The 19,392-nt window shown below is 61.3% G+C and carries 15 protein-coding genes and 1 pseudogene; 8 read left to right on the forward strand and 8 right to left on the reverse strand.

Annotation, left to right across the window (positions count from 1 at the left end; all coding sequences use genetic code 11):
- Positions 1-51 precede the first annotated feature (51 nt).
- Complete coding sequence (locus ACFXS9_RS32390; RefSeq protein ID WP_392700365.1) at positions 52-228, forward strand: hypothetical protein; 177 nt, start codon at positions 52-54, stop codon at positions 226-228.
- A 192-nt stretch (positions 229-420) separates the two neighbouring features.
- On the opposite strand, the gene ACFXS9_RS32395 is transcribed toward ACFXS9_RS32390, so the two are convergent.
- Both ACFXS9_RS32395 and ACFXS9_RS32400 read right to left on the reverse strand, forming a co-directional pair.
- Positions 421-1,542, reverse strand: coding sequence for a PepSY-associated TM helix domain-containing protein (locus ACFXS9_RS32395; protein WP_392696165.1), 1,122 nt, complete (start codon positions 1,540-1,542; stop codon positions 421-423).
- 67 nt (positions 1,543-1,609) lie between these two features.
- A complete protein-coding gene (locus ACFXS9_RS32400) occupies positions 1,610-3,904 on the reverse strand; it encodes a TonB-dependent siderophore receptor (RefSeq protein ID WP_392696168.1) in 2,295 nt (764 codons plus the stop codon).
- Positions 3,905-4,109: 205 nt separating this feature from the next.
- Between ACFXS9_RS32400 and ACFXS9_RS32405 the strand changes: the two genes are divergently transcribed.
- Positions 4,110-4,922, forward strand: coding sequence for a helix-turn-helix domain-containing protein (locus ACFXS9_RS32405; protein WP_392696171.1), 813 nt, complete (start codon positions 4,110-4,112; stop codon positions 4,920-4,922).
- Positions 4,923-4,948: 26 nt separating this feature from the next.
- Here ACFXS9_RS32405 and ACFXS9_RS32410 read toward each other — a convergent pair whose 3' ends face one another.
- From ACFXS9_RS32410 to ACFXS9_RS32435, 6 genes and pseudogenes are all read right to left on the reverse strand, one after another.
- Entirely contained in the window at positions 4,949-5,422 is a 474-nt protein-coding gene (locus ACFXS9_RS32410; RefSeq protein ID WP_392696174.1) for a hypothetical protein, read from the reverse strand.
- A 126-nt stretch (positions 5,423-5,548) separates the two neighbouring features.
- On the reverse strand, positions 5,549-6,334 hold the full coding sequence (locus tag ACFXS9_RS32415; RefSeq protein ID WP_156908614.1) for a CarD family transcriptional regulator: 786 nt from the start codon (positions 6,332-6,334) through the stop codon (positions 5,549-5,551).
- Positions 6,335-6,749: 415 nt separating this feature from the next.
- Positions 6,750-7,088 (reverse strand): ferredoxin FdxA, encoded by a 339-nt coding sequence (gene fdxA / locus ACFXS9_RS32420; RefSeq protein ID WP_057842040.1) that lies wholly within the window; start codon positions 7,086-7,088, stop codon positions 6,750-6,752.
- A gap of 124 nt (positions 7,089-7,212) precedes the next feature.
- Positions 7,213-7,482, reverse strand: coding sequence for an RNA-binding S4 domain-containing protein (locus tag ACFXS9_RS32425; RefSeq protein ID WP_392696178.1), 270 nt, complete (start codon positions 7,480-7,482; stop codon positions 7,213-7,215).
- A 75-nt stretch (positions 7,483-7,557) separates the two neighbouring features.
- Positions 7,558-10,988: pseudogene (locus ACFXS9_RS32430) on the reverse strand (helicase-related protein).
- Between the two features lie 602 nt (positions 10,989-11,590).
- Positions 11,591-12,496: a DUF3108 domain-containing protein gene (locus tag ACFXS9_RS32435; RefSeq protein ID WP_392696180.1), complete on the reverse strand. Its 906-nt coding sequence runs from the start codon at positions 12,494-12,496 to the stop codon at positions 11,591-11,593.
- 431 nt (positions 12,497-12,927) lie between these two features.
- Between ACFXS9_RS32435 and rpmB the strand changes: the two genes are divergently transcribed.
- From rpmB to ACFXS9_RS32465, 6 genes are all read left to right on the forward strand, one after another.
- The gene (rpmB, locus tag ACFXS9_RS32440; protein WP_028347639.1) at positions 12,928-13,236 is read left to right on the forward strand and encodes a 50S ribosomal protein L28; all 309 of its coding nucleotides are present in this window, start codon (positions 12,928-12,930) and stop codon (positions 13,234-13,236) included.
- Between the two features lie 257 nt (positions 13,237-13,493).
- Complete coding sequence (locus ACFXS9_RS32445) at positions 13,494-15,461, forward strand: ATP-dependent endonuclease (RefSeq protein ID WP_392696183.1); 1,968 nt, start codon at positions 13,494-13,496, stop codon at positions 15,459-15,461.
- Between the two features lie 104 nt (positions 15,462-15,565).
- Entirely contained in the window at positions 15,566-16,219 is a 654-nt protein-coding gene (locus tag ACFXS9_RS32450; RefSeq protein ID WP_392696186.1) for an AbiV family abortive infection protein, read from the forward strand.
- 90 nt (positions 16,220-16,309) lie between these two features.
- Entirely contained in the window at positions 16,310-16,606 is a 297-nt protein-coding gene (locus ACFXS9_RS32455) for a transcriptional regulator (protein ID WP_392696188.1), read from the forward strand.
- 75 nt (positions 16,607-16,681) lie between these two features.
- Positions 16,682-17,968: a DUF2235 domain-containing protein gene (locus tag ACFXS9_RS32460; protein ID WP_392696191.1), complete on the forward strand. Its 1,287-nt coding sequence runs from the start codon at positions 16,682-16,684 to the stop codon at positions 17,966-17,968.
- Between the two features lie 232 nt (positions 17,969-18,200).
- Positions 18,201-19,328 (forward strand): DUF2336 domain-containing protein, encoded by a 1,128-nt coding sequence (locus ACFXS9_RS32465; protein WP_392696194.1) that lies wholly within the window; start codon positions 18,201-18,203, stop codon positions 19,326-19,328.
- Positions 19,329-19,392: the final 64 nt, after the last annotated feature.

Here is a 19,392-nt window from a genome sequence, read left to right on the forward strand (position 1 = left end):
AATGGACCTACGTCAGTCAGCGCCGACATGTTGCAGTGGCGAAGAAGCGAGATGACTCAATTGACGTACTCGGTCGAGCCGGTGCGGTGCAGATTGAATAGATGGGCGCTGCGGATGTCCGCTTCCACCGGCGTCGACCGCCCCACCGAGCGCTTCCGCATCCTCAACGGCCTCGGCCAGCACGCCCAGGTCAAGTCGCGCGATCGCGTGAAGATCGTGATGGATTGACGCGACCTGACGCATCGCCCCGTGCGAAGCACGTTGCTGCGACGAGGAGAGGCAGGAGCAGACACGTCCAGCCGGCCAAGTCGAAGAGATCGTCTCCGACGAGCGCGGCAACGAGGCCAATTACCGAAACGATCGCCAGCAGCGCCGGCGCTCGATAGGTAAGCCACAGGCCGGCTTCTTGTGTCCTGGACATCAGCCTTTGCCGTTTTCGGGGCGCAACCCGCCCCTGCGCCTTGCCAGCCACAGATAGAGGCCGCTGAGCAGGATGACGATCGCGGCCACGTCCATGAGCGCCCAAACGATCTTCAACGGAAAGCCGCCGTAATCGCCGAAGTGCAATGGCTGCGACAGCAAGACTGCTGAGACGTACCACGGCAGGTCGCGGGAATCCGCGAGGCTGCCATCCAGTGCATCGACCAGGACAGGCTTCAGCAAACGTGCCGTCAGCGGCGTGTCCCCCCGCATGAACACCACATAGTGGCTTTTGCTCGAGAACATCGAGCCGGGATAAGCCACGAAAAACGGAATCATGCTCGGAATTTTTGCACGCGCGGTCGATACCGCCTGATCCACCGATGCGAGCACTTCAGGCCGTCTGCGGTCCTTGAAGGGTCCGACCATCTCCATGAGCTGGCCGTTTTGCCACGCCTTGATGACCAGGTCTGCCCACGTGTTGATAACGCCGGTGGCGCCAACCACCACGACCCACGCGATCGTGACGGCGCCAAGCAGATTATGCACATCGAGCCATCTCACCAGGCTCGAGCGGTTGCGCCGCACCGTTCCGAACCGCAGCTTTCGCATGGAGATGCCGTAGACCACGACGCCTGAAACGGTTGCAATCAAAAACAGCAACCCCATGACACCAAGAAAAAGCTTTCCGTAGAGACCGACAAAAAAATCGGTATGAATTCGCAGCAGGAAGTACGTCAGCCGTTCGCGCGGCTTCGCTCCGCTGACGACATCACCCGAATTGGCATCGACTTTCAGCGTGCGATTGAGCGTAGGGTGCGATCCTGGCGCCGGTCCCATCGCGAAGTTGAGCTCGGTGGGATCGTCGTGATTCCAGAAGAAGGCCTGAATGAAGTAGCCGGGAATCTGCCGGAGCGCGTTCGCTGCGGCGAGATCCAAACTTGCAGGGGAGCTTAGTCCGGACTGAACGATCTTTGGCGGCCCGTCGTCGAACAGCGCGTCGATCTCATGGTGAAAGATCAACGGCAACCCGGTGACGCAGAGGATCAGCAGGAAGACCGTGCAGATCAGACTGGTCCATTTATGGACAAGGGTCCATTTGCGAACGGTGCGAGCCAGCATCCCTCGAATACTCTCTCTCGTTCAGGCATGGCGCGGAGTTGTGGCGACTGCTTGCGTTTGCCGAGCGTTACGAGCCCCAGCGATACGCAAGCGTTGCGAGGACCTTTCGTCCCTGCCCGAGAGCGCAGGCCGTGGCGTTCGCGCCGAAGCAGCCGGTGACGTAATACTTGTCGGTCAGGTTGAACATGCTGAGAGCGAAGCTGGCGCCCCGGAAATCGGGACGCAGCGCTCCGAAGTCATAAGCGATCCGCGCATCGAGCAGGGCGTAGGCCGGAATGCGCAACGTATGACTGTCGTCTTCGGTATCGCCGACATAGCGCACGCCGGCCGCCAGCTTTAGCCCGTTGAGCTGCCCTTCGAGAAACTGATACTGACTCCAGAACGCGGCCTGATGTGTCGGCGTTTCCGCCGGCCGCCGGCCGATTTCGGCCGGTCGCAGGCTGCTGGTGATCTTCGCATCGAGATAGGCATAGGAAGCAATCAGGCTAAACGATCGGGTCAGCTCGGCCTTGGCTTCGAATTCGACGCCCCGGACGTTGATCTCGCCCGTCTGCCGCCGAAAGCCGAATATGTCCGAGGTCAATACATTCTGCTGCGTCAGGTCGAACAGGGCCAGCGTGTAGAGACTGTTGGTTCCAACCGGCTGATACTTCACGCCCACTTCGTACTGCTCACCCGTCGATGGTGTGAACGGTGTGCCGGCGGCGCTGAGGCCGGGTACCGGCTGGAAGGACGTGGCGTAGCTCACGTAAGGCACGACGCCATTGTCGAACAGGTAGCTGACGCCGACGCGTCCGGTGGTCGCGAACTCGTTCTGATTGACGGTAAGACTGTTATTGAAATTGCTCACTCGGGAATCGACCCAGTCGGCGCGGCCGCCCAGTGACAGCAACCACGAACCCAATCTGATTTGATCCTGCAGATAGAGGCCGAGTTGCTGCTCTTTGGTGGCCGAATTCTCGGCAACGACGCTCGGTGCAGGAATGAACTGACCGTAGACAGGCGCATAGATATCCAGAAACGATGGACCGCCCTGCTTGAAGATGCGTCGGCTATCTTCGTCGCGATAGTCGAGACCAGCCACGACCGAGTGCGACAGGAAACCAGTGTTGAATTTCGCCAGAACCTGATTGTCGACCGTCAGCGCATCGGCGGAATCGTACACGTTGATCGGAACCCGCGTCGTGGTTCGCGAGTCGTTGGTGAAGAAGAAGCCGAAGACATTTGCAACAGCATCGACCTGGCTCTTCACTTCGCCATAACGCAGGTTCTGGCGCACGATGAGATCGTTGTTGAAGCGATGCTCGAAGGCGTAGCCGACGCCGTATTGCGACCGGTCGAGGCGGTCATAGCCCGGCTCACCGGTATTGGTGCTGCGCGGAATCTGCCCGAACGGGTTAGGCAGCAAAGATCCCCCTGGCGGCACCAGATTGAAGAAAGGCCAATTCGACTTCTCTTCGGAATAGTGGCCGAGGAACGTCAGGCTGGTCTGGTTGGTAGGCTGCCACGTCAGCGCCGGAGCGATGAAGCGGCGGTTATCTTCGGCATATCTGACCTGGGTGTCGGCATCGCGCACCAGGCCGGTCAATCGATACAGGAACTGCTTGTCGCTGGTGATGGGCCCTCCGGCATCGAAGCCAAGCTGCGCCCGATTATAGCTGCCGGTCTGCAACTGGATTTCGGCGAACGGCACCGGGGTCGGGCGCTTGCTGACCATGTTGATGATGCCGCCCGGTCCGCTCGATCCGTATAGTCCCGAGGCTGGGCCCTTCAGGACCTCGATGCGCTCAAGCCCATATGGCTCGATGGCGTAGCTTGCTGCGCCATCGCCGCGGATCGGAAGGCGGGTGCCATCGAGATACTGGTCGGCGCGAAAACCACGAATGCGCGTGTAAGCATCGGTCGGGGATAATGCGCCGAAGTTGTTTACGCTGACGCCGGGCGTATAGCCGAGCGCCTGACTGACGCTTTGCGCACCCTGATCCCTGATCTGATCTGCCGTCACAACATTGATCGACTGCGGAATCTGCACGATCGGCGTGTCGCTCTTGGTCCCGGTGCCGGCCACCGTTGCAACGTAGCCTCTCGCCTGACCGGGCGATGCCGCGGTACTGATCGCAGGCGCGGGAGGCGCTTCCACCACACGCGCGCGGGGCGCGACACCGCGAGGTGAACTCGAACGCACGGCTGCACGCCTTGCAGCGGCTCGTTCGCGCGGCGCCTCCACTGTCACCGGCGGGAGGTCGCTGCTGGCGGCGCGCGGTGAGCCGGATTGAGCAAGCGCCTGATTGTCGGCGGCCCACACGCCATAAACACAAAGCAACGCGGCGCACGATGCGCCGTACCAGAATCTATTGTTCATTCTCGGAAGCCCCATCCGAAGTGCGTCATCGACTCTGTCGCGACGCTGATCGGACTGAACTATGCACTTTTCAAAATCGGCAAACTGCTCCATTTAGGAGGCTAACACTCCAGAAGCGGCGAAACTTTTTAGATTGGCTCAAATGAGCGCTGTTGATTGGCAAAGCGAGCGCGAAAGATTTGAAGGGAACGTTGCGGCTCGATCGATGGAGCCGTACCGTGTGATCTCCAATTCCTCCGGCTCCATTCTGATCACGCGGGCCAGATTAGAAAGCTTCGAAGGTGAATACGCGGTCTCGCGCTGTTTGGCGGTGAGCCTTTGCCTTGAAGGCTCCGGCCGCTTCTTGCGATCCACAGATCTTGGCCGCCTTGAGGGCACGTTCACGCCTGGCAGGTTTGGCCTCGCGCTACCGCGCGCGAGGGGATCGGGCTTCACGCCGCGTGCCGATATGCTGGGGCTAAGAGTCGGTATTCCCGAAATGGCGGCTCTCGGGCTGGACCTGACGGAAGAGAGTTTCGCAGCCGCCGCCACCATGCTGAGAAGCGATCCGCTGGTATCGGCCGTTATGCGTGCAATCTGGCTGGAAGCGGAACTTCACGGGTCGTCGTCACTGTTCTTTGAGCACGGCGTTGCCGTCATTCTGCGACGGCTTGCGGAATTCCAGGACGCCAGGCCGCACGGTCAGTTGGCAAAGCCACTCGCAGGCCCGCGACTTGCACGGATTCTAGAATTGATTGAGAGTCAGATTGGCCGCGATCTCAATATCAGCGACCTCGCCGTCGAGGCGCGGCAGGACGTTCGAACCTTCACGCGAGCATTTCGAGCCGCAACCGGCCTTGCACCTTACGCCTATCTGACGACGCGGCGGATGGAGAAGGCGAAGCAGTTACTGTTAACTGAACGTTCCGTCACCGAAATCGCCATGGCGACGGGGTATGCGAACCCAAGCAAATTCGCGGCGGCGTTCCGGCGTCTGAACGACTGCTCGCCGCGCGAATGGCGCCTCAGAAATCGCTGACCGCTCCCTTTGCCCTCACGATCGGTCTACTCGATAGTCACGCGCGAACGCCACCGCGACTCAAAACTATTGTCATCGTCAAGCATCCGCGCCTGCGCATCCATGGGCTCGCTGCGCTTCTCTGTGACGATGCTTACCGGCTCGGCCTCGGCCTTCGCTTGCGCGGGTGCAGGCGCCGTTGCAGGCCACCGCAACAACGATTTCGAAATCACGGTCTTGCCGGCGTACCAGCATTTGCGCCCGTCGATCAGGCGCCAGGACCAATGCCCTTGCGCGCTTGACGGCACCGCGGCGCTGCATTCCCTGACCTTCGCGGCCGGCGCGCTGATCGGAAGCAGCGCGGCCATGACAATGGCGAGAAAGACTGACTGAACCTGCCCTTTCATCGAATCCCCCTTGCGGTAGATCTGGATGTGGGTGGGAGGTTCTTCCCCGATTCTGGTCACAAAAAGTCGAAAATTGGGCCACTTTCCGCGTAAGTGGCTGCAAATGCTGTCCAAAATCGCTGTTTCTCCCTTCTCCCACAAGGGGAGAAGGGACGAAGGATCCGCTGCAGGAATTCCTCACGCCAAAAACAAAAAGCCCGGTCTCTCGACCGGGCTTTTCGTTCAATCCTCGGGATTCTTTCAGGCAGCTTCATCCGCCACGGCAGCGTCGTCGCCGTCGGCGTCGACATCCGCCTCGTCGGCTTCAGCGTCAGCTTCGGTGGCTTCGGCCTTGGCGCCGCGGCGCGGGCTCTTGGCGAGCTGGCTCTCGATTTCCTTGACCGCTTCGGTCTCGGTCGAATGCTGCACGACGGCGATTTCGCGTGACAGCCGATCGAGCGCCGCTTCATAGAGCTGGCGTTCGGAGTAGGACTGCTCGGGCTGCGATTCCGAGCGATAGAGGTCGCGGACCACTTCGGCGATCGCGACGATGTCGCCCGAATTGATCTTCGCTTCGTATTCCTGCGCCCGGCGCGACCACATCGTGCGTTTCACGCGCGCACGGCCTTTCAGGGTTTCGAGGGCCTTCTTGACCAGCGCCGGCTCGGACAGCTTGCGCATGCCGACATTGGCGACCTTGGCGGTCGGCACGCGGAGCGTCATCTTGTCCTTCATGAAATTGATCACGAACAGCTCAAGCTTGGCGCCCGCGATCTCCTGCTCCTCGATGGCCAGGATCTGGCCGACGCCGTGAGCCGGATAGACCACGAATTCATTGGCCTTGAAGCCCTGACGCTGGGTCACGACCTTCTTCGGCTCCTCGACGCGCGGCGCGGCGGCGACCGGCTTGGCGGCAGCCTTCGGCGCGGCGGCTTTCGGGGGAGCAGCCTTCACAGGGGTCTTGACGGGATGCTTGGCAGCAACTTTCGACGCAGTGGTCTTCGAACCCGTCGCTTTCGCGGCGGTCTTGGCAGTCTTTTCTGGCATTGCGCTTCTTTTGTTCTTTGAGGACTTTGTGGCCGAAACCTTCTTGGCGTCCTTCATGGGCGCCTTGGCACGGCCTTTGGTTGCGCTGCGGCTGGCCGGAGCGGCTTTTTTCGTCGTCTTGGAAGCACTCTTTTTACGCGTTTTCTGTGACACAGCCTGCGCGCGGAACTGCCACGCCCCTGTTCGATGTTTTTACGAAACCCACCGGGGCCACAGGATACGCATGGCCAGGATCGGCTTAGAATGTGCCCAATATAGCACATTTTCCGCAAAAATCAATGATTTACGCCGGGTTCCGGGCCCTTACGGGGCGGTTTCCGTCATAAGACCGCTAACAGGGTTAAATCCGCTCACCGCGTTCGGTTCAGATTGAGGCTGAAATCAGGCTCGACGAGCCCTTAACTTATCCACAGGCTTAATCGCCGCTACCGGGTTCCTTGGAAAAATATTTCTCGAACTTGCCCTCGACACCTTCGAATTCCTTCGCGTCCGGCGGGGCGTCCTTCTTCTGGGTGATGTTGGGCCAGCTCTTGGCGTACTCGGTGTTGACCTCGAGCCACTTCTCGAGGCCCGGCTCGGTGTCGGGCTTGATGGCATCCGCAGGACATTCGGGTTCGCAGACGCCACAGTCGATGCATTCGTCGGGATGGATGACCAGCATGTTCTCGCCCTCGTAGAAGCAATCGACGGGGCAAACCTCAACGCAGTCGGTGTATTTGCACTTGATGCAGGCTTCAGTGACGACGTAAGTCATCCAACGCTCCGAAACGGATCAGTTTTCCGGGGTTTGCGTAGCGCATGCGGTGCGCTGCCGCAAGGGAAGCAGCGGGCCTCTAGCGGCCGTTTTTCAGGCGTCCCGGCGTGCCCTGCGCAGATAGTTATTGTTTGCCGTTCTGCAAATCGACATAGAGCACGCGCGCCGCCGCAGCGTCGCCGCGCCGCTCGGAAAATCCCACCACTTTCAGGATGCGCACGGTGCGGTCGAGCCCGATCGTCAAGACGTCGCCGACCTTCACCGAATGTCCCGGCGCCATCTCACGCACGCCGTTGATGCGGACGTGACCGGCCTCGACGAGGGCGGCAGCCGAGGTGCGGGCCTTCACTACCCGCGCATGCCACAGCCATTTGTCGAGACGCTGCCGCTCCAACTAATCTCTCGTAGTTTATTCTTCACGCATCTTCTTGACGCGAACCGGTACCCACTTCGCTTGAAGACGCTTTGGCTATTCCTTGCGGCCGGCGAGTTGCTCCTTCAGCGCCGCCAGCTTTGCGAACGGTGAATTCGGATCGACCGGCCGGTCGCGCTCGCGTGGGCTTGCGCTCGTCGCCCATTGACGATGCGAAGGGCCAGAGTCGCGCTTGTCGCGGCCGCCCTTGTCGCGTCCGCCGAAGTCACGGCCGCCGCGCTCGCCCTTGTCGCGGCCACCCTTGCGCTCGCCCTTGTTGCGATCGAATTTGTCGCGGCGCTCCTCGCGGTCGCGGCCCTTGCCCTCAAAACGCTCGCGCGGCGGACGGTCCTGACGCGCTTCTGGTGCCGGCGCGCCCTCTGCTGCGGCCGGCGCTGCCGTAGCATCGGCCGGCGCGCCCTCGCGCGGCTTTCTGAACTCGCTGTGGCGACGGCCACGGCGATGGCGCTGCTCGCGCTGCGCCCCCTCACCGCCTTCGCCGCTTGCCGCCGGCGCGCCCTCGCCTGCGCGGTGATGGCGCTGGCGGCTGCGGTCGTGATGCGGACGGCGCTCGTCGGAACGGCCGCCGGGCCGCCAGACTTCGACGAGTGCAGGCTCTGCCGGTGTCTCGGGCTTGGTTTCGGCCGCCGGAGTTTCGACCGGAGCGGCTTCCGCAGGCGCTTCGGCTTCGGCAGGCGCTTCGCTCGCAGTTTCGGGTTCGGCCGCCGCTTCCGCGGCGCTGACTGCTTCCGGCGTCTCCTGTTCCGGAGGCGCATCCGCGATCGCAGCTTCCGCCGGTGTGGTCTCGGCGGGCGCAGCTTCCGCCGCAGCAGCGGGTTCTTCGGCGGCCACCGGGGTCACATCCGGCAGCAGCGACGCCGACGACGGCGCGAGGCTCGTCGCTGACAGGCACTTCGGCCGCGACTTCTTCCGGCATCTCTGCCGTCGCCTCGGCGCTCGCCTCGACCGGCGGCGTTTCGGCGGAGACCGTCTCGACGACGGCCTCGGGCGCGGGCTTCGGCGGCAACGGCGGGCGGCGGTCCATGCGGTAGCCGAGCGCGCGCAGGATCGAGGCGAAATCCTCTCCTGCGGATCCCGTCAGCGAGGTCATCGCCTGCGTCACCACAAAGCCGCGGCCGTCGAACGCGCCGGCGGGCTTTTCGCCGGGCGACGTCTCGCGCCACGCCAAAGCGGGACGAATGAGATCGGCGAGACGCTCCAGGATGTCGACGCGTACCGCACGCTCGCCGCACTGGCGGTAGCCGAGCACGCGATAGGCATCGCGCGGCAACGCCTTGTCGACCGGGAACGAGGTCCGCCCCGAGCTCGCCAGATGCTGCGCGCCGGACAGCGCGGACATATCGACATTGTCCTGCTTCTCGGCCCACAACAGCGAGGCCAACGCGCGCGCCGCGGGCTTCAGAAGCCCCGGGAAATAGATGTGATAGGCGCCGAACCGCACGCCGTACTTTCTTAAGGTCGCGCGCGAAGCCTGGTCGAGATCCTTCATCTCGCTCGCGATCTTCGAGCGCTCCAGCACGCCGAGCGCTTCGACGAGCTGGAATGCGATACCGCGCGCAATCCCGTGATGTCCTCGGCCTTCGACAGGCCGAACAGCGGCCCCAACAGCTTTTCGATATGCGTCTTCAGCCACAGATCGAGCCGCGTTTGCACGGCCTCGCGCGGCGCGCCGGAGAGCCGCTCGTCAGAAATGATGCGGATGCGCGGATGCAGCGCATCGTCAGCCGCGACGAGTTTTGCGACCGCATCGCCGGTCCAGCGGATGGTGCCGTCGGAGGTCAGCACGAACTGGTCGTCGGGCGCGGCCGAGAGCTTTTCGCGCGCGCGTTGATCTCGCTCGCCAGCACCTGCTGGGCGGCCGCCTGCAACGCTTTCGCGTCCGAGCCGGCTTCCGCCGCATCGGGTGCAAAGGTGAATCCATCGAGCCGGCCGATCGCGTGGCCTTCCACAATCACTTCGCCGGTCTTGCCAATTTCCGTATTCAAAACTGAGTTCTCCCGCAGGCGGCGCATCAATACACTGGTCCGCCGGTCAACGAAACGCTCCGTAAGCCGTTCATGCAGCGCATCGGATAATTTATTTTCCACCTCACGGGCGATCCCCTGCCAGTGGTCGGGGTCGGACAGCCAGTCCGGCCGGTTGGCGACGAAGGTCCAGGTGCGGATTTGCGCGATCCGGCCCGACAGCGTGTCGATATCGCCGGTAACGCGGTCGGCCTGGTCGACCTGGGCGGCAAACCATGCGTCGGGTATCCGCCCTTTCTTCATCAGGAACGCATAAAGCGTGGTCACGAGCTCGGCGTGGGCAGCGGGCGCGATCTTGCGGTAATCCGGGATCTGACAGGCGTCCCACAGCCGTTCCACGGCTGGTGCGCCGTGGGCCATCTCCCTCACCTCGCCGTCGCGCGCCGCATGATCGAGCACGCGCAAATCTTCGGCAATCGGCGCGCGGGTCAAGGCGTCATGCCCGGGCGGCAGGGCCAGCGACACCTGCAGCGCGCCGAGCGAGGAGAAGTCCAGCCTCGAATTCCGCCATTGCAGCATCTTGACGGTATCGAAGGTGTGGTTCTGCAGCGCGTTCACCAGTTCCGGCTCGAACGGTGCGCAGCGACCGGTGGTGCCGAAGGTGCCGTTTCGCGTCGCGCGCCCGGCGCGGCCCGCGATCTGCGCGAACTCGGCCGGATTGAGCCTACGGAACTGATAGCCGTCATACTTGCGGTCGGAGGCAAACGCGACGTGGTCGACGTCGAGGTTCAGCCCCATGCCGACGGCGTCGGTAGCGACGAGATAATCGACGTCGCCGTTCTGGAACATCGCGACTTGTGCGTTTCGTGTGCGTGGCGAGAGCGAGCCGAGCACGACGGCCGCGCCGCCATGCTGGCGGCGGATCAATTCGGCGATCGCGTAGACTTCATCGGCCGAGAACGCGACGATCGCGGTGCGCCGCGGCTGGCGCGTGATCTTGCGGTCGCCGGCGAATTCGAGCTGCGAGAGCCTGGGCCGCGTGACGACGGAAGCGCCCGGCAGCAGCCGCTCGATGATCGGCCGCATGGTGGCGGCCCCCAACAGCAGCGTCTCGTCGCGGCCGCGCCGATGCAGGATGCGGTCGGTGAAGACATGCCCGCGCTCGAGATCGGCGGCGATCTGGATTTCGTCGACGGCGAGGAACGAGACGTCGAGATCCCTGGGCATCGCCTCGACGGTGGAAACCCAGTAGCGCGGGTTCTTCGGCTTGATCTTCTCTTCGCCCGTGACGAGCGCAACCGCCTCAGTCCCAGCGCGAGCGGCGACCTTGTTGTAGACCTCGCGCGCGAGCAGCCGCAGCGGTAGCCCGATCACGCCGGACGAGTGCCCCAGCATCCGCTCGATGGCCAGATGCGTCTTGCCGGTATTGGTCGGCCCGAGCACGGCGGTGACGCCCGCGCCGGGCGCGCGATCGTTCGCGAACTTGGAAGGAGAGAAAGCCATTCTGTGCAGGTGTTTCTTATTTAGGTGCGAGCGCCCAACCCGTCATTGCGAGCCACCCGGTCGGCGCAAAGCGCCGCCGGATGACGGGCTCCGCGAAGCAATCCATAGCGCCACACGTGTGGAGGCATGGATTGCTTCGTCGCTTCGCTCCTCGCAATGACGGAAAAACGCGGAGTTTCTCTTTCGTTTGGCACCAACTGCGCCGATTCTGTTTCACTTTGCGACGGTGATGCGGTCGCGGCTTAAACTCTGGAACGAGTCTGGAACGAATCGCGTCCGAATCGCTGACTCCTCCCGAGACCCGATACGTTCACCGCAACATCTCGCGCTGAAGCGCACCCGGCGGCACTAGATCAAGTTTAACGCGGCTCCACAAGCGACGGTTTCGGGACTAATTTCTTAAGAACATCGAGGCCGCGGAGTCAGATCAGAAGCGGGGAAGAGTCAAGGCGGATTCCGCTCCCCGGTCGTCCCTGCGAACGCGCACCCATAACCACAGGCGCTCGTTGGTTGGCGCCGGCAGCAACTCCGAGTCCCTCAATCTGCACGGCCGCAGCGTATGGGTCCCTGCGTTCGCAGGGACGACGGCAAAACTATAGGCTTCAATTCGTCTTCGCCACCCGTGGCGGCATGGCTGATGTCACGAACGACGTCGCTTCCAGCATCGCAAGGCCAAAAGGCGTCGGGATCGTCATGCGGAAGGGAACCAAAACGCGCGTCCCCGCAATTGGCACAAAGGTGATCTCGATCCGCCGTTCGTTCGCGAGATATTTGATCACGGGGCGATCGGGGATGTAGCCCGCGACGGGGTTGAAATAGATCGCGCAGACCAGCGCCGGCCCGTGATAGCCCTTTTCGGCTTTGACCGTTTCCATGCGCTTGTAATCGAGCTTGAGATCGTAGCGCATGCGTCCGTCGAAAATCCCGGCTCCGGTGCGGCAGGAATCCGGCGCCAGCACTTCACCATTGCCGGGGACGCGCAGCAGTGAGCCCGTCATGGGATCGAGCACGCTTTTGCGGTGCGCGTCGGTGACGGGAATGCGGCCGGGATCGACCGGCGGCGCCGGGTCGATCGAAAATTCCTTCACGCCGCCATTGGCCAGCGAAATCCGGATGGTCTCGGATTTCTTCTGCGTGGTGGTGGTCGCGGTATAGGCGTTCGCAACCAGCGCGCCGTTGACGATGCGGCCCTGGCTGGCGCCGGAACCGGTGCCGCCGGAAAACGCCTTCAACAGCCCGGCGGTGCCGCCTTGCGCCGAGGCCGAAAACACATCGTCGCCGATTTCGATGGTCCAGCTTCCCTTGCCGACCGGGATGCCCGCCAGCGTCGCCTCATAATGCGCATCCAGCCGCCCCTGCGCGAAAGCTGTCTGCGGCGCGAGTGAGCCCCACGCGGTGGCGCACAGGCCGACGGCGAGGCCGAACCTGGCGGAGAGAGTTTGGCGCGAAACGGCGCATCTGGCAGTCACGAATGAATAATCCCGGGATCGGCGCGAGCTGATGTTCATTTAGGCAAAAATATCCGGCAAACAACGCGGGTTATCGCGAAAACCGCTGCTTTCAAGGACCTTTCATCGCCGCCCGCGGCTCGCGGGAAGGCCAAAATCTTTTCTTAAGCGAAAGCCATGATGTCGGCGCGGATTGTGCCCTTTATATGATGGCTTAAGCGGCTGGAACCCCTTAGAAACCGGGCGATTCCACAAGGCGGACATAGCGTTTTCAAGCGAAGTGGCCTTCCGGTTCGCGTAAAGAAAACGCGTCAACAAATCAGAGGCTTGGAACCCCGGCACGGGGCTCCAAGCCCCCGCAAGAACCTTGACCCCGTGGCCGTCTCCCCCTATACGTCCGCGGTTCCTGGAAATGGACGCGATTTTGGACCCCCGCGGGCGCCTGCGAGAAGCGGCTCGGCTATGGCGGGGATGGAAGAGGATTTTTCGGAATGTCCCGGCGCTGCGAACTGACGGCCAAGGGCCCCCAGGTGGGCCACAAGGTGAGCCACTCCAACATCAAGACCAAGCGGCGCTTCCTGCCGAACCTGGCCAACGTCACCTTCATCTCGGACGCGCTCGGCCGCAACGTGCGCCTGCGCGTCTCGACCAATGCGCTCAAGAGCGTCGACCACAATGGCGGCCTCGATGCCTATCTCCTCAAGGCCAAGGCCGACGTCCTCTCCCCCCGCGCCCTCGACCTGAAGCGCGCGATCGAGAAGAAGGTCGGCAAGCCCGCGTTCGTGAAGAAGGCGAGCTGAGCGAAGCTTAAATCGGCGGATCGAAGTTCGGAGCGGCCGGGTCGGAAGACCCGGCCGTTTTTGTTTTTGGGGACTCTGATTTGCCAACATCTTTGGCAAACGGCGATCTGCTCTGCCGATTATTGGAGCTTGAGGACAAGCGTCGAAGCCTGAACCTCCCGGTAAGGGTGTATAATGCGATATCGCTCTCGCCAAGCGAGCCAGAGTCGAGCTACGCTTGTGCCTCACTTCGTTGAAAATGATTTGAGGCGACACCGATGAAGCTCATTAAGGCTCACGCCACCACGTATAGAAACATCATCGATAGCGGCGAGGTTGATATCGCTCAGACGACCTGCCTTGTGGGTAAGAACGAAGCCGGCAAAACAGCTTTTCTAAAAGCCCTAGAGGGGTTGCGCTCCACCAACAGCGCCTTCACCAAATACAACAAGATCGAAAATTATCCGCGCCGCTTCCTTGCCGACTATGACCAGCGTCATCCAGACGGACAAGCGCTAGTTATAGAAACGGTCTGGAAGCTTGAGCAGAAAGACATAGCTGCAGTTGAACTTGAACTGGGGCAAGGCGTTTTGACGAACGACCAGATCACCGTGACAAAGACCTACGAGGAAACGAAATCGATCTGGACCCTTCCACTCCCCGAGGAGAAAGCTCTGCACGGCGTTCTTGCGAATTTTCAGCTCAATGAAGAGGAGAAAGCTGCAATCAGCGCAGCCAAAACCACACAAAAAGCGGCCGAAGCGTTAGAGGGCATCGCAACTAGGACGCCAACCCAAGAAAGCTTACTTACTACGATCAAAAAGTTCAGGAAGAATTCGGCCTATCTCCGAGCGATTGACATCTTGAGTGAGCGCATGCCGCGCTTTATGTATTTTTCGCATTATGATCGAATGAGCGGCGAACTATCGATCAACAAGCTGACTTCTGACAAAAGCCAAAACATTGCAATCGAGAGCGGCGATCGCGTCTTTCTCGATTTCCTCGAATATGCTGGCACGACGCTCGACGATCTTATCGCCACCACGCAATTCGAAGAACTGAACGCCAAGTGCGAGGCAGCGGCACTCCGCATTACTGATCAAATCTTCGAGTACTGGACTCAGAACGACGAATTGAAGATCAAGGTCGTCTTCTCGGAAGGAAAGCCCGGCGATCCGGCGCCATTCAATGGCGGTCCTGTCGCTCGCGCCCGCGTGGAAAACGGCTTACACGGCGTGACCGTTCCGTTTTCGGAACGATCGGCCGGCTTCATTTGGTTCTTCTCATTCCTTGTCAAGTTTGCGCAGATTAAGAAGAGCTACGGCAATGTCATCCTCTTACTCGACGAACCAGGACTAACGCTTCATGGTACTGCGCAAAAGGACCTGTTGCGCTACTTTGCGGAGCAAATCGCTCCCAACCATCAGCTGATTTGGACTACGCACTCGCCGTTTATGGTACCTGCCGACAATCTTGCCAGCGTTCGCACGGTCGAGGATGTTGTACAACTTGATCGTCGAGGTCGAAAATCATCAATCGGAACTAAAATCCGCTCAGATGTTTTGACAACTGACCCTCAAACCAATTTCCCGATTTTCGGGGCCATGGGCTTCGAAGTAACCCAAACACTCGTTATCGGCACGAATACTCTACTAGTCGAGGGGCCGAGTGATATTCTTTATCTTCAGGCAGCTTCGGCCGCACTGAAAGCAACAGGCCGATCGCATCTTTCGCCAAATTGGGCGATCTGCCCATCGGGCGGGATCGACAAGGTCCTCCCCTTCGTACGGCTGTTTTACGGCAATAAGCTCAATGTCGCCGTCCTGACGGACTACGAGCGTGGACAGAAGCGCAAGCTTGATGACCTATATAAATCGGCGCTACTCGAACACGATCGCATAATTCTTGCGACCGAGATCGCCGAGAAGGAAGAAGCTGATATCGAGGATTTTGTCGATCCAACTCTGTTCGTCGAACTGCTGAATAGGACCTATCAACTTAAAAATGGGCAAGAACTTACGGTAGAAAAATTGGACGCGGCAGACATGACCACACCCCGCTTGGTCAAGAAGGCTGAAGCCTATTTCCGGATTCTACCGAAGGAGGTTCCAGAATTCAGTCACTTTGATCCATCGCTTTACCTTCTCCAACATCCCGACCTGTTGAAGGGCAAGGGAAAGCCAGTGCAGATGACGCTCGATCGCTTTGAGAGAGCTTTCGAGCGAATCGCTAGGTTCATTCCATGAACTGATCTTGAACCTTGTGCCGGACATTGTCGCGTTTCTCGATTTATTATTGCAGCTAACCGATAATAGTTTTCTAGAAGAGCAAATGGCAGGAGAATTGGACAATGCGAGAGCTTAGCCTGCGAACGATATGCGAGGGAATCATACGGGTCCGCGACAACGCCTCTGAACTCTTGGTAGATGCCAAGGTTCTTCGGCAGAACGGTAGAATAAGCCGAGCGTATTCTCTCGCATACTTAGCTTGTGAAGAAGCTGGCAAGTTGCCGATCCTTTTAGGAGCAGCGACCAAAATAGCACTCGACCTTCCCGTCGACTGGAAACTAACGCGCAAGCGGTTCAATTCGCACGGCTCAAAGGCAAGCCAATTTGTTGGAGTGGGAGGGATGATTCCAATCTTATTGCAAGCTGCCGCCACGGAGCAAAAGACGTTAGATTTGAGCGAATTGATACGCAAAGGCGCCTTTGGCGTCATGTTCGGGCCGGCGCTGTTCACAACGCGCAATGCATCAATCTACCGCGATTTCACTAGGGGCTCGTTCACTAGTCCGGAAGAACAGATCACGGAGCAAATGGCCGATGGAATGATCGAACACGCTGAAAATCATATCAGCGTTGCCAATACGATGTTTGGGCAATCTGCTGAACAAGCGATTGCAGCCGTCACTTCCCATGCGTCTCGAGAGCGATACGACAAGATAATGTCGCTCGTCGCCGAGACTGCTGAAACCGTGCATTCGGCTTTTCAAAAAGAAAGCTAGAATACCTCTTCCCGTACCACCTGCTCTCAACTCTCTCTTTTCGCCGCGAAGGATGACACCATCCCACTGACCCGAAATTTTCGCGACACGGTGCGGGCGCGCGCGGAGCGCGAGCCTGCTTTCCGGAAGGCGTTGTTTCAGGAAGCGGTGCAGGCGCTGCTGCTGGGCGAGACCGATCATGGCCGCGCGGCGCTGCAGACCTATATCAGTGCCACGATCGGATTCGACCGGCTGGGCGAGGTGCTTGGGTGTTCGCCCAAGAGCTTGATGCGGATGTTCCGGCCGGACGGTAACCCCACTGCCGAAAACCTGCTCGGCGTCATCGGCGCGTTGCAGGAGGAGACTGGAGTGCACCTGAAGATTCGCGCGGTCACCGAGGCGGCGTGACGCGGCGATAAGCCCCGCCATCCAAAATCCCAAAATTCCGCTATACTCGCTCCGGTAGCACCGGGGAGCATCGCCATGCGCAACATCATCATCTGCTGCGACGGCACCGGCAACGAGATTTCCGAGAACATCTCCAACGTGCTCAAGCTCTATCGCTGCCTGCGCAAGACGGAGAAGACCGAGCCGCGGCAGATGGTGTTTTACGATCCGGGCGTCGGCACGTTGGAGCGGCCGGACCCGTGGCACAAGCTGAAGCAGGATTTCAACGCCATCCTGGGGCTCGCCACCGGCTATGGGCTCGATGACAACGTGCTCGCGGCCTATGGCTTCCTGGTCCAGCATTATCGCGACGGCGACCAGATCTACCTGTTCGGCTTTTCCCGCGGCGCCTATACCGTGCGGGTGCTGGCGGGGCTGGTGCACAAGATTGGATTGATCAGGCCCGAGCAGGTCAATCTCGCCGGAAGCGGCCTGATCGCCTACAAGCAGTTCTCCTCCGACGAGGCGCCGAGGCTGCGCCGCGAGATGAAGCTGCTCAGCGATGCCGGCGACGCGCAAGGGCCGCTACCGCAGACGGCGTTCGATAACGCCGCGCAGTTCGCGCGCATCACCTCGACGCGCTGGCCAACGATCCGCTTCGTCGGCGTCTGGGATACGGTCGCGAGCGTGATCGTGCCGCGGGCCGATCGCTTCTATTGGCCGAGCCTGGAGGAGCTCGCGTTCACGACTGCGAACCCGAGCGTCGAGAGGTTCCGGCAGGCGATCTCGATCGACGAGCGACGCCGCATGTTTCGCCTGAAAAAGTGGGACGATCCGCAGACCTTCCGGCACAACCGCTTCAATGACATCAACGCCGAGCCGCAGGATATTCTGCAGGTGTGGTTCGCCGGCGTGCATGGCGATATCGGCGGCGGCTATCCGGAAAAGGAAAGCGGGCTTTCCAAATATCCGCTGCTCTGGATGATCGATGAGGCGACCAAATGCGGGCTCCGCGTCAACCAGGCCACCGTGAACCAGCTCGCCTGGGGCATCCAGCGCAAGGGCAGCCCGTTCTCCTATGTCGCGCCGGATGTGCGGGGCGAAGTGCACGAGTCGCTGCGCGGTGCGTGGTGGCTGCTCGAATATCTGCCGAAGCGCGCGACGTACAAGGAATGGCCGGCGCGGCAGAGCCATTTCGGCTATTACATCCCCGACGCCGAGCCGCGGCTGATCCCGGACGGCGCTGTGATCCACGAGTCAGCGCTGCAGCGCATGGACGCGCTGCCGAGCTACCGGCCGGTGAACCTGCCGAAGCAGTACGAGAAATTCCCGATGCCGACACCGCCGGCGCATGCGAGCGCGGAGGACGTCCCGGCGGAATGACGCTCGCTCTTTCCATCCGTCATTGCGAGGAGCGAAGCGACGAAGCAATCCATGCCTTGCGGGGAGGGAGAACGGCATCGCCGCGTCACTCGGCCACTGGCCTAGCACCCCCGCAACCTTACGGCCGCATTCTCGCCGCCGCGGAACCCAAATGGTTTACGAATCGTTCAACTCTGCTCCCTAATCTCACCTATCTGCTGCCAGAACCGGCTTGAAACGCTCAGGACGAGCGATGTTGGAACGATCGATCACCGAGGAGGTCGAGGCGGCCATCCAGGCCGGCTCGGCGGAAAAACATCTGGATGCGCTGAGGCAGGTCACCGACCTGCTTCTGCTGTCCGCCGACGGCTATTCCGGCGAGCAGATCGAGCTGTTCGGCGACGTGCTGGAACGGCTGATCCGGACCATCGAGCTGCGGGCGCTTGCCGACGTCGCCGCGCGCATCGCGCTCGCCGAATTGAGCACGCAGCTCGCTTCCGCGAAGCAGGCGCCGCCTCGCGTGATCCGACGGCTCGCGCACAATGACGAGATTTCGATCGCGCGTCCCGTGCTGACCGAATCGGCGCGGCTGACGGCCGACGATCTGGTGGAACTGGCGCAGACCAAGGGCGAGCAGCATCTGCTGGCGATCTCCGGGCGCTGGTGGCTGACCGAGATCGTCACCGACGCGCTGCTGAAGCGGCATTATCCCTCCGTCAGCCGGCGGCTCGTCACCAATCCCGGCGCGCGAATGTCGGCGAGCGGCTTTGCGATCGTGCTGAAGCAGGCGGAGAGCAATCCTGATTTGGCGGTCGAGACCGGCATCCGCATCGACCTGCCGGCCGAACAGCGCCGGCAATTGCTGCAGAGCGCAACGGAAGCCGTGCGCACGCGGCTGTTGTCGCGCGCGCCGCCGCATCTATTCGAGGAGATCCGGAACGCGATCGCCGCCGCCTCGACCGGCGCCAGCCGCGAAATGTCGCGCACGCGCGATTTCACCGCCGCCCGCCGCTTCGTCGCCGCGCTCGCCAAGCACGGCAAGCTGAACGAGCCGGCGCTCCTGGCATTTGCGAGAGAGCGGAAATACGCCGAGACGGTCGCAGCGCTCGCCGAACTATCGGGCTCGAGCGTCGAGGTGATCCGCCCGGTGATGCAGAGCCTGCGCGACGATGGCGTGCTGATCCCCTGCCGTGTCGCCGGGTTGAACTGGGACACCGTCGCCGCCGTGCTCGACAGCCGCTTCGCCGCCGGCTCGATGGGCCGGCACGAGCTCGCGAAAGCGAGGGAGCAATACGCAAAACTGACGGTCGAAAACGCCCGCCGCCTGCTACGATTCTGGCAGGTCCGCGCCATCGACGCGGCGCCGAAGCCGCCGCGTTGAGGAAGACCGCCGTCACATCCGCCGTCATTGCGAGGAGCGCTAGCGACGAAGCAATCCATCTCAC

It is taken from the genome of Bradyrhizobium sp. RDI18 (assembly GCF_043203335.1).
Taxonomy (GTDB): Bacteria; Pseudomonadota; Alphaproteobacteria; order Rhizobiales; family Xanthobacteraceae; genus Bradyrhizobium; species Bradyrhizobium retamae.